This is a genomic window from Pseudomonas sp. MWU16-30323, from assembly GCF_020515595.1.
Lineage (GTDB): Bacteria > Pseudomonadota > Gammaproteobacteria > Pseudomonadales > Pseudomonadaceae > Aquipseudomonas > Aquipseudomonas yamanorum.
In genome coordinates, this window is record NZ_JAIWYM010000033.1 from 15,685 (window position 1) to 30,368 (window position 14,684).

At 60.5% G+C, this 14,684-nt stretch carries 9 protein-coding genes; 7 read left to right on the forward strand and 2 right to left on the reverse strand.

Translation table 11 applies throughout. The features are described 5' to 3' along the window. The first annotated feature begins 239 nt into the window (after positions 1–239). The 7 genes from vasI (at position 240) to LIY45_RS26105 (ending at position 12,968) form a co-directional block, all read left to right on the forward strand. Positions 240–902: a type VI secretion system-associated protein VasI gene (vasI, locus tag LIY45_RS26075; protein WP_226478084.1), complete on the forward strand. Its 663-nt coding sequence runs from the start codon at positions 240–242 to the stop codon at positions 900–902. After that, positions 890–2,308 carry a type VI secretion system protein TssA gene (tssA, locus tag LIY45_RS26080; RefSeq protein ID WP_226478085.1) on the forward strand — a complete coding sequence of 473 codons (1,419 nt, stop codon included), beginning with the start codon at positions 890–892 and terminating at the stop codon, positions 2,306–2,308. The genes vasI and tssA overlap by 13 nt, the downstream gene beginning before the upstream one ends. A 5-nt stretch (positions 2,309–2,313) precedes the next feature. Next, positions 2,314–4,836: a type VI secretion system tip protein VgrG gene (tssI, locus tag LIY45_RS26085; RefSeq protein ID WP_226478086.1), complete on the forward strand. Its 2,523-nt coding sequence runs from the start codon at positions 2,314–2,316 to the stop codon at positions 4,834–4,836. Continuing rightward, entirely contained in the window at positions 4,833–6,638 is a 1,806-nt protein-coding gene (locus LIY45_RS26090) for an alpha/beta hydrolase (protein WP_226478087.1), read from the forward strand. The genes tssI and LIY45_RS26090 overlap by 4 nt, the downstream gene beginning before the upstream one ends. Further along, a complete protein-coding gene (locus LIY45_RS26095; RefSeq protein ID WP_226478088.1) occupies positions 6,626–7,870 on the forward strand; it encodes a T6SS immunity protein Tli4 family protein in 1,245 nt (414 codons plus the stop codon). The genes LIY45_RS26090 and LIY45_RS26095 overlap by 13 nt, the downstream gene beginning before the upstream one ends. Positions 7,871–7,952: 82 nt before the next feature. Beyond that, positions 7,953–11,594: a type VI secretion system membrane subunit TssM gene (gene tssM / locus LIY45_RS26100; protein ID WP_226478089.1), complete on the forward strand. Its 3,642-nt coding sequence runs from the start codon at positions 7,953–7,955 to the stop codon at positions 11,592–11,594. A 51-nt stretch (positions 11,595–11,645) separates the two neighbouring features. Beyond that, positions 11,646–12,968: a hypothetical protein gene (locus tag LIY45_RS26105; protein ID WP_226478090.1), complete on the forward strand. Its 1,323-nt coding sequence runs from the start codon at positions 11,646–11,648 to the stop codon at positions 12,966–12,968. A gap of 464 nt (positions 12,969–13,432) precedes the next feature. Here LIY45_RS26105 and LIY45_RS26110 read toward each other — a convergent pair whose 3' ends face one another. Then, positions 13,433–14,353 (reverse strand): ABC transporter substrate-binding protein, encoded by a 921-nt coding sequence (locus LIY45_RS26110; RefSeq protein ID WP_226478091.1) that lies wholly within the window; start codon positions 14,351–14,353, stop codon positions 13,433–13,435. After that, a complete protein-coding gene (locus tag LIY45_RS26115) occupies positions 14,350–14,682 on the reverse strand; it encodes a (2Fe-2S) ferredoxin domain-containing protein (RefSeq protein ID WP_226478092.1) in 333 nt (110 codons plus the stop codon). The genes LIY45_RS26110 and LIY45_RS26115 overlap by 4 nt, the downstream gene beginning before the upstream one ends. Between the last annotated feature and the right edge of the window lie 2 nt (positions 14,683–14,684).

Genomic DNA, 14,684 nt, shown 5'->3' on the forward strand with positions numbered 1-14,684 from the left:
AGGAAATTGCGTTGCGGTTAGCACTACTAAGTTTCCTACATTTGCCGTGGATACTTCTGAAAGATGCCTCTTTTTATTCGGAGTTTAGTCGTGTGTTGCTCGTCTTTTACTTGCGCTGTCCATTGAGTGCGGGTGACGCTTTGCAAGTTAATTAATTTAACTGTCGGTCTAAACAACGTTAGTTCGAAAGTTGAGGAATGTCCGGTTCGGATTTCGGCGAGGCATATCAGGAGGCGTTGATGCACAACGGATGGCGAGGATGGAAATGGGGGCTCTGCCTGACGGCGATGGCCGTAATGAACGTGCAAGCAGCAAAACAAGATTGCCCTTCCATCGTCTCGCCCTTGAAGCGTTTGGAGTGCTTTGACTCGGCTGCCGGCACGCCCATTCATCAGCCGCCTTTGCCGCCACGCGCCCTGGGCCGGGTACTGCCGATTGTCGACCTGGTCCAGCGCAATGAAGCCCAGCGTCCACCCGAGGACCAGCGCTTCCTGCTGTCGTCATTCCCGGAGCCGGACAACGACCAGCAACACCGCCTGGTGATCTCGGCCCCGGCCCTGGGGGCGCTGCCGCCTCGGCCTTACCTGGCTATCAGCTGCGAATCAAGAATCTCCCGCCTGCAACTGGTGCTGGATGAGCCGGCCAAGCCGAACAAAATCCGCATCCAACTGTTCAAGGACGAGCGCCCGGTCTCCGACGCCTATCAGTGGCAGGTGCTGGATGACGCCGGACTGGTGGTGGATGCCGGGCGCGGGCTACAAGCCATCGCCTTGTTGCGCAACATGGGCGGCGGCCAGCGCTTGCGACTGGAGAGCGATTACCCCCGGTTGCACGGCCTGGTATTCGACGCTGAAGGACTGGGTGAACTGATCGAGCAGGAGCGCCAGGTATGTCGCTGGTGATCGACGTTCCGGCGGACGCCGTCAAGCTGCTGCTGACCCCCATCGACCCTGAGCAGCCCGCAGGCTATTTCGATGTGGAGGATGAAACCTTCCAGGCCATTGACCAGGAAATGGTCAAGCTCGGCGGCCTGCGTGAAGGCGATATCGACTGGCCGTATATCGACGAAGCCTCCCGTCAATACCTGACGATTCAGTGCAAGCACTGGCGCATCCTCGGCCATCTGCACGTGGTGTGGCTGCGCACCCGGCAATGGGCACGCTGGGCTGATGCCTTGGGCTTGTTGGCCGGCATGGTTGAACTGTATTGGGACAGTGCCTACCCCAAACCCGGCCCCACCGGCTACCTGAACAAGCGCAAGCACGTGCAGCGCCTGTTGGTCGACCTCGGGCAGGTGTTGCCAACCCTGGAACGCAGCAGTTTTGAACCGGCCTATCAGGCCGCGGCGGAACGGGCCCTGGCCACTCTGCAACGGTGTGCTGAAAGCGCCAAGCTCGACCCGGCAACGTTGGACGCGTTGCAACGCCAACTGGACAAATACAGCGAGCCGGTCGCCGCCACTGAGCCCGCCCGTGCGGCCACCTCCGGCAGTGCGCTGGCGTCGGCCTTTTTCACCAGCCCCAAGCCGCAAGCGCCGAGCAATGAGCGCGAACAACGGCGCACCGTGTTGAACATGGCTGAGCAGATCAACCAGCAAGATCCCTACGATCCCACTGGCTACCAACTGCGGCGCTTCGGCTTGTGGTCGCACCTGCGCACTGCGCCTCCCATCACCCGCGACCGCCGCACTGAATTGATCGCCGTGCCCAAGGATATCGTCGACGGCTACCAGGACGCGCTGAACCACAACGCCATTGAGCCGAATCTGCTGTTGCGTATCGAAAAAAGCGTCTGCGCCTCGCCGTACTGGCTGCGCGGCAGCTACCTGGCCGCCCAGGTTGCCGCGCGCCTGGCGATGGAGGAGGTGGCTGTCGCCATTCGCCAAACCTGTGAGCGGTTTGTCTGCCGCCTGCCCGCGCTGTTGGAACTGTGTTTCAGCGACGGTACGCCGTTTGTGGATGCACAAACCCAGGCCTGGATCACCGGCGCCGATCAGGCGCAAGCCACCGGCAGCCCGGTGCAGGAATACGCCGGCCTGCGTGACGAACTGACCACCCAACTCAACACCGAGGGCGTGGAGGTGGTGCTGCTGCGCCTGCAGCAGCTGCACGCCACCCACGACGCCCCGCGCCAGCGCAGCTACGCCACGGTGATTGCCGCCGACCTGCTGGCGTCGCGTGGGTTGTCGTGGCTGGCGGACGACCTGTACGCCAGCGTTGCGCGGCTGATGCGTGATACCACGGCGCAGGGCTGGGAGCCGGAGTTGTACCGGAAGGTGGCGGCCATTATCAGTGAGAGTGAGGATTAACCAGCATGGCCCGTCAAAGCGACCTGCGCTACACCTTCGAACCGCTGCGGGGCGATTCCTTCGAGGTGGTTTCGTTCTCCCTCGCAGAAGGCCTTTCCCGGCCGTTCAAACTTGAACTGGAGCTGGTCAGTCAGCACCCGGCCATCGACTTCTACCGCATGCTCGACCTGGCTGCGCTGTTCACCCTCTGGCGCGGCGACACCCCGGTACGCTACGTCCACGGGTTGGTCAGCCTGTTCCAGCAGGGTGACACCGGCTTTCGCCGTACCCGCTACACCGCCGTGGTCGAGCCGACCCTCAAGCGTTTCGAATTGCGCTCCAACTGGCGCATCTTCCAGGGCCAGAGCGTGCCCGACATCATCACCAGCGTGCTGGCCGAACAGAAGCTGACCGACCTGCGCAGTGAAATCTGCTTCGACCACCAACCTCGCGAATACTGCGTGCAGGCCGGTGAAACCGACCTTGATTTCATCGCTCGCCTGGCCGCTGAAGAAGGCCTGCTCTACACCTTCGAACACCGCGCCGATGGTCACACCCTTGTCCTTACCGACCGCGTGGGCGGGCTGGGCACCATCGGCACCCACACCGATTGCCCGGTGATCTACCAACCGATGGCCGGCGGTGATTCGGCGGAACCGGCGCTAAACCGCTTCCACTACACCGAACAGGTGCGCACCGCCGTTCAGGTGCAGCGCGACTACACCTTCACCCATCCGCGCTACAACCAGCAGCACATCGCCACCGGCGACCAGGACCTGAACAACCAGCACAAGGATTACGAACGCTACGACTACCCTGGCCGCTACAAGCGCGACATCGCCGGTAAGCCCTTTACCAAGACCCGCCTGGCGGCACTGCGCAACGACGCCAAGCTGGCACACCTGGAAGGCGACGATGCACGCCTGCAACCCGGGTTGGCCTTCGACCTCAGCGATCACCCTCGCGAAGACTTCAACGACCGCTGGCGCACCATCGCCATCAAACACGAAGGCAAGCAGCACACCAGCTTGCAGGAAGAAGCCTTTGGTAGCGGCCAGGGTACGTCCTATGAAATGAAGGCCAGTGCCATCCGCTGGACCTCCGACTGGAAAGCTCCACTACGTGACAAACCGTGCATCGACGGCCCGCAGATCGCCACGGTGGTCGGGCCACCGGGCGAGGAGATCTATTGCGATGAATGGGGCCGGGTCAAGGTGCAGTTTCCGTGGGATCGCGCGGACAAAAACAACGACCACAGCTCGTGCTGGATCCGCGTCACCCAGGGCTGGGCCGGGGCAACCTGGGGTTCCATGGCCATCCCGCGTGTGGGTCAGGAACTGGTGATCAGCTATCTGGACGGGGACCCCGACCAGCCGATCGCTACGGGGACCGCGTACCGCCAGACCAACCTGCCGCCCTATGAGCTGCCCAAGCTCAACGCCGTAGCGACGACCAAAAGTCGCGAGTTCAAGGGGACACGAGCCAACGAGTTGCGCATCGACGACACCACCGCGCAAATCAGCGCGGCGTTGATGAGTGATCACGAACACAGCGCGCTGCATCTGGGCTACCTCACTCATCCACGCCACTACGGAGGGGGCCGGCCAAGGGGAGAAGGTTTTGAACTGCGCACGGACGGTCACGGTGCGTTGCGTGCAGCAAAAGGTTTATTGCTGACCGCTGAGGCTCAACTGAAAGCCGGTGCCGGTCAGCTCGAACGCCAGCAAGTGATCGAGGTGCTGCAAACCGCCCTGACATTGGCCAGGCAGCTGGGCGCGGCTGCCGAGGATGCCCAAGGCATTACCCAGGATTCTCAGCCGCAAAAATCCCTGACCGATGCAGTGAATGCGTTGGGCCATGGCAGCAATGATCAAGCCGAGGGCACCGGCCAAGGGGCACTTCCCATCATCGCGCTGAGTGGGCCTGACGGGATCGCGGCGGCAACGTCCCGCAGTATCGCCCTGGGCGCAGGCGAACATATCGACAGCGTGGCCCAACACAACCAGCAACTCACAGCCGGCCAAAAAGTGGTGATCAATGCAGGTGACGAAATCGGCCTGTTCGCCCAGGGCGGCGACATGCGCCATATCGCCCACAACGGCCAACTGCTGTTGCAGGCCCAGCACAACAGCATCCAGGTGCAAGCGGACCAAAGCGTGGAAATCAGCGCCAGCCAGCAACACGTGCTGGTGGCCGCAGACAAGCACATCACCCTGTTGTGCGGCGGGGCGTATATCAAGATGCAGGGCGGCAATATCGAGCTGGGGATGCCCGGTGATTTCACGGTCAAGGCTGCCAACAGGTACTTCGTTGACCCCGGCCATGCAGCAGCAGAACTCAACAGCTGGCCCAGTACCTCATTCAACGAACGCTTCCAGACCTTCTTCACCGACGGGAACCCCATCCGCGACCGCGCCTATGCCTTGGTGCGCAAGGACGGCGCACGTTTTGAAGGCCGCACTGATGCGCAAGGCTTCGTCACCCTGCAACAGGGCATGACGCTGGAAGGGCTTGTATTGGAATGGCTGGATAACGGAGAACCTGCATGACCGACAACCCCTCGGCGCCTCGTGTGGCGCCCATGACCTATAACGCTCGGGGTAATCCCGTGCATACCTGGACGATGACCCCCAGCAGCATGACGGACGCGGTGCACTGCATATTGCCGCCGGATGGAATTTTGCCGGTGATATTCGTGCCGGGGATTATGGGGTCGAATTTGAAGAGTAAGCCTGAGGAGCAGGAAGGCGAGGAGCCGGGAGAGGAGGGTGTACCTGTTTGGCGGCTGGATGCGGGCTTCATGGGCAAAAATATGTGGCTGGCTCTGAACTGGATCAACAAAAAAGCCGGTATACGACAAAAACTGCTGCACCCGGCCAGGGTGGAAGTCGACAACCAGGGCGCGGTGCCTAAACGCGCTGCCGGTACGGTCCTGACACAGCCGGGGCTGGACCGGAAAAAGACCCTTCAGGCCCTGAAGACACGCTATGAAGAACGTGGTTGGGGTGAGGTCAGCGAGACCAGCTATCACGCATTTTTGCTCTGGTTGGAGGAGACGCTCAATAGCCAATTCCTGCCGCACCAATGGCCACAATTCGACATTCGACCGGAGCACCTACATACCGTGGCCGTCGAATCGGGGCCGACTCACATCACTCGGTTAAGACCCGCGATACCCATCGCCATGCCAGGGTTGGGTGCCACCCTGGCCAGTCAGTTGCCGTCGATTGTGTCGGATGAGCTGGTAGCGCGAGGTGGTTACCGCATGCCGGTGCATGCGTGTGGTTATAACTGGTTGGATTCCAACAAAGTAGCCGCACAGCGGCTGGCCGAACGCATTAACGAACTGACGCACCAATACGGCCGCAACTGTCAGCAGGTGATACTCGTCACCCATTCCATGGGCGGACTGGTGGCGCGTCGATGTGCGCAACTGCCCGGCATGGCCGACAAAATCGCTGGTGTGGTGCATGGGGTAATGCCCGCTACAGGGGCGCCGGTCGCTTATCGCCGTTGCAAAGTAGGCATGAGCGATGAAGATCCCATTGCCGGCGCTGTGATTGGTCCGACCGGCCAGGAAGTGACCGCTGTTTTTGCGCAGGCGCCTGGTGCACTGCAATTGCTGCCCACACAGGATTACGCCCCTGGCTGGCTGAGGTTGATGGACGACAAAGGCGTTTCGGCAATGCCCCGCCAACCCGTGAAAGATCCTTATGAAGAGATCTATTTACGCCGCGATCGTTGGTGGGGGTTGCTGCGTGAAGAGTGGTTGACGCCGAAGGATGGGGATGCGATCACGTGGGAGATTTTTGAGGAAAACATATCGGAAGCGAAGCGGTTCCATCTGACAATCGCGGGCTCCTATCACCCTCAAACCTACGTCTACTACGGTAACGACGATAAGCACCGCAGTTTCGAATCCATCACCTGGCAAATGCAGCGCGGGTCTCGCCTCAATGGCCCCCACGCCTCAAGGCCCGACGCCTTCACGGTGTCCAGCCTGCAGATGCATGAGGTGCGCGATGACGGGCGCAGCCCTGTATATGTGGGCGGGCAAGCCGAAGCGGTGCCGCCGCTGCGCGGCGATCCCGATGCGCCGATCAAAACCGTGCAGACCAGTTACTGGGAATTGCATTGCCAAATGCAGGACGGCTCCGGCGACGGCACTGTCCCGATAAGTTCGGGCAGCGCGCCGATAAAACGTGCGCGTAATGGCGAAGTCCGCCAGCAAATCAAGGCGCCCGGCTTCGATCATGAAGCCTCCTACGCTAACCCGTTAGCGCAGCACTTCACCCTCTACTCACTCATCAAAATCGCGGCAAAAGCCAAGAGGCCCCTATGCGTCAGCTGACTCTTTTTTTGGCGTGTCTGGTGCTGGGTTCTATCACCGGATGTGCAGTTTTCAAACAACCCAGCGAACAGGAGAGACACAACGTGAGCGAAATGACTACCCACATGCGCACCTGGGCGCTGGGTCGTGGCCTGATTGATCTGCCTGCCAACTGGACCGGCGGTGGGGATGTGAAATTGTATTACGGGCTTGGCGCCGATCACTCATCGGTAGAGGTGCGTGTATTGGGAGAGGGCGTGACACAAGAGCGGTTTGATGCCGCGCTGGATGAGCGTGCGCGTCGAATCGCGGCAATCAAAAACGATGAAATGAATGATATACCGATGCTGGTTTCGGCTAGGAGGGAGACACCGCAAAGTGTCATGTTGCAGTACTACATGCGCATGACTCAGCGCCAAACCTTCGTCCACGAACTCCACCTTCTGGTCGATGACGCCTACGTCATGCTCCGCGCAGACTCCTTTAAAGGCAACACCGCCCCGGTTGAAGCACGCCTTTTAAAACTCTCCAAGGAAATCTTCAAAGTTACTGCACCGCAGAACGCAGGTGCGGGCTTCGCCTTGGGCCCCGTCGTCATCAGAAGTCATCACGATCAGGAAATCGCCAGCTTTTACTTTCGTCCCCCAGCATCGGACGTGGCGCTGAATGTCTACATCAACGCGTTATCACCGGACGACGGAGAGCGTTTGCATGTTCGCACTCAAAAAGACACGCAAATATTCCTTGCGGGTGATTATGAAAATTTGCGGGCAGGAAAAATCACCCTGGCCGACATGCAAGCCGAAGAATCCTTGATCGGCTTCAGTGACGACACTCACCGTCAAATACTCTTCGTGAGCGAAAACTATCGCGACAATCCCTCACTGAATCGCCCGGCGATGAGTTTTCGGCTGTCGGCAGGCGGGAAAAAACGCTCCGCCATTGATCCGAATAAACCCAAAGACCTCGTTCGCTGGACACTCCCAAACTTCGCCAACAAAGGCTACGAACTACCGCTCTGGCAACGCCCGGACCGCCCTCCACGAGCAGAACCCGTAAATCCCTCCCTCACCGACTACGAAGCTATGGCCGTCTGGGACGCGATCCTCAAGTCCGTGCGCATCCGCTACGGCGCGGTCGCGCCCAAGCCTGATCCTTGGTTCAACCCCCGCGGGCCTAGCCCCGAAGACGCAGCCGAAAGCAAACGCATCCTCGATGAGTTCATCGCCAGCTTTTCGGAGCGCAAGCCATGACCATGGAAAGAGCGATGGCGAGGGCAATCAGGTTCATCCTGTCTGTGGGCAACGGACTCTACAAATACGCTAGGAGCGATTCATGAAGACGGTCTGGACTTACCTCAAACGCTGGGGCCTGCCGGTACTGCGTCAGTTCAACCAGGCGGTGCCAGTATTGGTGGTGCTGGGCATGGTGTTTTTATTGATTGCCATCTGGTGGCTGGGTCCACAGTGGACTTGGCGCGAGTATCAGCCGCTGAGTGAATGGGCGGTGCGCATCTCGGCCAGCGTCGGGGTGCTGGTGGTGCCGTTGCTGATCTGGGCATGGCGGGTGCGTGATCGTTATCAGCGGCTGCAGGTCGAGCGCCAACATGAAGCCGCGGTGCAAGCCGACCCCAGCCTGCCCTACATCGAGGCGCAGGAACGGGCACTGGACCGCAGCCTGGGCAATTTGCTCAACAACATGGAGCGCCGCCGTTCGCTCTATCAACTGCCGTGGTACCTGGTGCTGGGTGAGGAGAATGCCGGCAAAACCAGCCTGATCACCCGCTCCAACCAGAGCTTTGCCTTGTCCCATGTGACCAAGGCCGGGATCAGGGCGCATCAGGAAGAGCAACTGGCTTATCCCGTGGACTGGTGGATCGGTGATGAGGCGGTATTGATCGACCCGCCGGGGGAGTTTCTCAGCCACCCGGAGACAACGGCTGATAGCGTTGAGCAGCAGGGCAAGGTCAAACCGGTATTGCCCGCCGGCACCCATCCACGCCTGTGGCGGCACCTGCTCGACTGGCTGGCGCGCAATCGCAGCCGCCGGGCACTCAACGGGGTTGTGTTGGTGATCGATGTGCAGGCCTTGCTGGCGCAACGTCCCGAACAACGCAAGGACCACGCCAACCTGCTGCGCACCCGACTGTTTGAACTGACGCGGCAGTTGGGTACGCGCTTGCCGGTGTACGTGACGCTGAGCAAGTTCGACCTGCTGGAAGGCTTCGAAGAATTTTTCGCCCGGTTGACGCGTAGTGGGCGTGAAGACCTGCTGGGCTTCACCTTCAGCCTCGACGCGGTGGATGATTTCGATGCTTGGCTGGCGGAGCTGACCCACCAATACCAAACCTTTGTCGCCTGCCTCAGTGAGCAGATTTTCGACGGCGTCAGGACGTCATCTGCACTGACCGACCGCGATCGTTTACAGGCCCTGGTGCATCAGATGGCTGGCCTACGCCCGGCACTGTTTGGCTTTCTGGGTGAAATGCTCGGCAGTGATCGTTTCACCACCCCCGCGCTGGTGCGCGGGCTGTATTTCTCCTCGGTCTTACAGCAAGGCACCCTGAGCAATGCCTTCGTCAAAGAAGCGGGGCAGGCCTATCAACTGCCGCCACCGCCTGCCGAGGTCAAGCCGGCCGGTGGCACGGCGATCTACTTTGCGCAGCAACTGTTCCAACGGGTGATCTACCCCGAAGCGGGCCTGGCGGGTGACAATATCAAGGTGGCCCGCAACAAGCGGCGGCTGCTGATCGCTGGCTTCAGCGTCGCCTCCTTGGGCTGTCTGGTGGTCATCGGGACCTGGCAGTTTTACTTCAACATCAACCGCGACAAGGCGGCCAACGTCTTGGCCAAGAGCCAGGATTTCAGTGGGCGGGACATCGACGCCAGGGTCGACACCACCGGTCGCAACCTGCTGGTTCCCCTGGACCAGATCCGCGATGCGGTGCTGGTCTACGGCGACTACCGCGAGGCGTGGCCGCTGCTCTCGGACATGGGCCTGTATCAGGGGCGGGCGATTGGCCCGACGGTGGATGAAGCCTATCTGAACCTGCTGTCCAAACGCTTCCTGCCGGCGATTGCCAGCGGGGTGCTGGACGCCATCAACGCCGCGCCCGCCGGCAGCAATCAGCAACTGACGGCCTTGCGCGTATACCGCATGCTCGAAGAACGGCAAAACCGCCGCCCGGCGATTGTCGAAGAGTGGGTCGCCAAACAGTGGCAGTGGGCCTATCCGGGCCAAGGCCAGTTGCAGGCCGACTTGATGGGGCACCTGGGCTACGCGCTGAAATATGCCGACGCCGATCTGCCGCACTACCGGGAACGCATTACCCAGGTGCAACAGCAATTGCGCCAGTTGCCCATGGCCGAACGGGTCTACATGAGCCTGAAACAGGAGGCTCTGGAGCGATTGCACCGGCCGCTGGACCTGCGCAACGAGATAGGTCCCGCGTTCGATATCGTCTACCGCCCGCTGAACACCGATCAAGAGGGCAGCGGCTTGTTGCTGGCGCCACTGCTCACCGCCAAGGGCTTCAAGGACTACTTCGAACCGGGCACCGAGGGCATCATCGAACTGGCCATGATCGACCAATGGGTACTCGGCGAGCGGCAACGCCTGGACTACTCCGACGAAGACCGCAAAGTGCTGACCCAACGGATCCGCGCCCTGTACAGCGCCGATTATGTGGACAGCTGGCGGCGCGCCCTGAATCAGTTCGCGGTCACCGACTTCGACGATCTCAGCCACGGCGTGGCCGTGTTGGAACAAGTCACTGGCCCCGCCGCGCCATTGCGGCGTTTGCTGGAAACCCTGCGCGATAACAGCGTGATCTACCCGTCGATTCCATTGGCCGAGGGGCAGGCACCGCTTACGTTGGACAAGGTGTCGGACGGCCAGCGACAAGCTGCTGGCATCCGGCGCGCGTTCTCCAGCCTGGCGGAACTGGTCACCGCGCGAGGCGAGCAGCCGTCCTATTACGAAGAAACCCTGCGTTCGGTCAGTGCCGTCTACGACTACGCGAAAGCCGTGCATGACAATCCCGACCCCGGCAAGGCGGCGCTGAAAACCGTGCTCAACCGTTTCTCCCTGGGCGGTGTCGACCCCATCGCCAACCTGCAACGCGTCGCTGTGGGCCTGCCTGAACCGCTGAACCAGCAGGTCAAAAAACTCGCCGACCAGACTTCGCAGGTCCTGGTGATCGCCGCCCTGCGCGAGCTGGAAAAACGCTGGGACAGCGAAATCTACAGCTTCTACCGCGACCGCCTGGCAGGCCGCTATCCGTTCAAGGCCAGCGGCGAGGACGCCTCGCTGGAAGACTTCGAAGCCTTCTTCGGCCCGCAGGGGCGCCTGCAGCAGTTTCACGATCAATACCTGAACGTGTTCCTCAAGGACAACCTCGATGCGCTGTACTCCGACAGCCTTGGCGGCTACCTGGTGCGCAGCGACGTGCTGGACCAGCTCAAAAAGGCCGAGCGTATCCGCGACACCTTCTTCAACCATCGCGGCCACCTGGCGGTGCAGCTCACCATCGAACCCCTGGCCCTCAGCGCAACGCGCCTGAGCAGCATGCTCAGCGTCGACGGCCAACTGATCCCTTACCAGCACGGCGCGCCGCAACGCACGGGGCTGGTATGGCCCAATAGCCTGGGCAACACCAATGGCAGCCAATTGACCCTGGTACACAGCACGGGCAACACCGCCAGCATGAGTTATCGCGGGCCGTGGTCGTTGTTTCGGCTGCTCAGCCGCGGGCATCTCAATGGCAGGACCGACACCAGCGTGGACCTGACCTTTGCAGTGGCCGACGGGTTGATGCGTTATCGGATTGAGGCGCAGAAGGCTAACAACCCGATTACCCAGCGCAGTTTTGAAGGGTTTGTGTTGCCCAGGACGTTGCTGGAGGAGCGTCGATCACAGAAAACCACCCACCAGGTCGAGGGTGTCGCCGTAAGAGCGTTCAACGATGAGCATCAATGAATCAGCGCGTGCTGGACGTGAAGTGACCACAAGTGAGATAGGACCGTTTACATGGCGATCAAGCTACAAATGTTGACTGAAGATCCAAAAGAAATTGAGCTGATTGAGCGTTACTGGGCAGTCGATGAATCAGGGCAATACCTTGAAAAAGTCAGTGCTCTACAGGGCGTTATTGAAATGGCTCCGGGCGTCACACTGGCCAGCTTCATAAGGCAACGTTGCAATGCGTTCGATGAAAACCAGGTCTGCCCTGAGTGCGAAGAGCTGATCGAAATCAGAAATCGCTCCGAGGCCAAGAAGGTCCCTCAGCGGCGCACTAAACTTTGTGCGCTGTGCCAGGAAGACCGGGACGCGATGGTGCTCAACGCTGAAAAGGCGAAAGCCGCAGAGCTTGAACGGCTGTTGGCCGACTATGCCCGAAGGCAGTCAACCCGGACTGTGGACTACTCAGAGATACCGGATAATCAGGCGCTCCTTCTGTTGGCACTGGACAGGGCCATTACACCGAGACTGACCCATGGCGGCTTCACCGTGGGTGACTGCCGAGGGCTCGCGCCTCGGTACGTCGGTGATTTTGTGCAGCAATTGCGTGAGGCGGGGCTGGTCCTTGAAGACCCCGCCAAGGCCAGGCCGGGCACCTACTATTGGGAGGGCGATGAGATTTGGATGTTGAGGGAGCAAGTCGTCTATCGTTTGGCGCCAGATACCGCATCCAGGAGTGCGGACGAGATCATTCGTAGCCTGTCGGACAGGGTGTACACCGATGCTGAAGGGCTTTTCAACCTGTGGCTTGACTACTCGGTTGCTGATGTCATGCGCTATTTGGATGCCCAGTGCGAGCTCTATCACCATGATTTGTCAGGCCAAGAGCTGGAGGAGATTAAAAGTACGATGCGCTCAGCATTGGAAACCTACAGCGTTTCACAACTGTGGTCGGTGGCGTGGAAGGTCGTCAGGGATGCCGCAAGTTTAGCCAATCGCGAGTACTACAATCGTCCTAAAGCGGCGGCGACCATTCCCGGGAAGATTCGGCGGAACCTGGAGAAGGTGCAGCGAGAGGCGATTGAACTCAAGGCATGGAGCCGACCGGAGCAGCATCCGGCGGGCACTTTGGGAATGGTGCTGGGCGAGATTTTGGGCGTTGATGAAAACACCTCGGGCAATAGGGTCGCCTCCCTTGTTAGCTGGCTCACCGGACAGGCCTGTTCAGCCAGTGTCGAAGCAGAGCTTCACGAGCCGGTGCGAGAGCTGATGACCATAGCGTTGGCTCACGACGTCGGCTCCTCAGTGATGCTGCGGTTCGCGGAGTTGATACGTGCTGGCCACGACGTTGGTTTTGCGATTGAGGAAATTGGTGAGGCGCTCCGGTCGTGACGGTGGCAGGGTAACTGCAATGGAAGAAGAGGCGGGGGAGCAAGCCTCTGCCTCCATAGGGCTATGCCGAGCATAAGCCCGCCATCGCAGACCAGTTGGCTTTTCCAGTCTTTCAGGAAGTTGCAGGCATCACCATGGAGTTACACGAGGAGCAGGGAATGGTCTACGAGCAAGCGAAACAAGCGTGTACAGGGCGACGATTAACGGCGCTTCGTGCGGTCAGCGCAAAATGTTCAGGCGTGCGTCTGCGAGTGTTGTTGAGTGAATGCAATATCGCACCGATGGATTTCGCACTATTTCTGAAGATCAGCCCCCAGCGGCTGACCAATTGGTTTTCCCGGGGTATCCCACGCTCGCGGTGCGATAACATCGCACGGCTGTTGAGCGTCAGCGCCCACTGGCTGGAAACGGGGGAAGGGGAAAAGTTCCCGGCGACAAGAGAGTAGCGAAGCCCATGCGCCTGATTATTCAGCCAGCTTTTTGAATTGCCTCGCCAACTCCAACACGACTCGGCCGCTATTCGCAGTGGGCACCAGATGGGTAAACGGAATATCGATCATCCGGTTCTCCCGCACCGCCCGCAAACGCGAGAGCACCGGGTCACTGGTCAGCAACTGGCGCTTGCGGCTGGCCGGTGACCACACTGCATCCGCCAGCAAAATCACATCCGGGTCACTCATCAGCAGGGTTTCGCTGCTCACGGTGACGCGGTATTGGTTGATCCCGGCGAATAAATTGCGCGCTCCGGCAGCCGCCACCAACGTGGTGACGAACCCACGTCGGCCTTCGCTGTCCAGCCCGTTGACTTCGCTGTCCAGGTAAAACACCGACAGCGGTTTACCCTTGCCAGTCAGTGCCTGGGCACTGGCCAGGTCGGCGTCCATGGCATCGCTCAACGCCCGCGCCCGTTGCTGTTTGTGCACCAGGGCGCCGAGGGTAGACAGGTCGTTGCGGATATGCCCGAAGTAATCCAGCGAATGCCCGTCACACGCCGACTCCAGCAAGTACGACCCAACCCCGTTGCCGGCCAGGCCCGTGCGGGAAGTCACGCCAGTGCCAAAGGCAGTGGCGAACCCACCGACCACCAGATCCGGTGTCTGCGCATAGAGCACTTCGCTGGACGGGTACTTGGGCGCAATCACCGGCACGCCGAAATACTCGCCGTGTCGGTGGGCTGCACCGTTGTCATCCAGATAGGCCACGCCCACCAATGCCGGGCCGACATCCAGCGCCAACAGCAAGTCGGCCGCATGCTGGTTGAGGGCCACGATGCGTGAGGGCGGTGAGTGGGCAGCGGTCCAGTCCTGGTTGCAGTTGCGATAGCTGTCCGCCAGAGCCAACGATGGGCAGAGCAGGGCGCCCAGCAGCAGCCACGACGCTTTCATGGGCGCTCCTTGATCAGCAAATCCTCGACGACTTCGCCGCCCACCAGATGCACTTCCACCAGCCGTTGCACCTCTGCGTTGCTGTGCACGCCGTACCAGCACGTGTTCGGGTACACCGTCACAATCGGGCCCAGGTTGCACGGGAACTGGCAGTGGGTACGGGTCAACAGCACGCCGCCAGGCTTTTCGATGCGGTCGTGTGCCAGCAGGTGGCGACGCAGGGTTTTCCATAATTGCAGCGCGCCACGCTGGGTGCAGCGCGGGCCGGTGCACAGGAACACGTGGCGGGCGTGGTCAGGCACATGGGACCAGTCCGGATGAGTTTCCACGG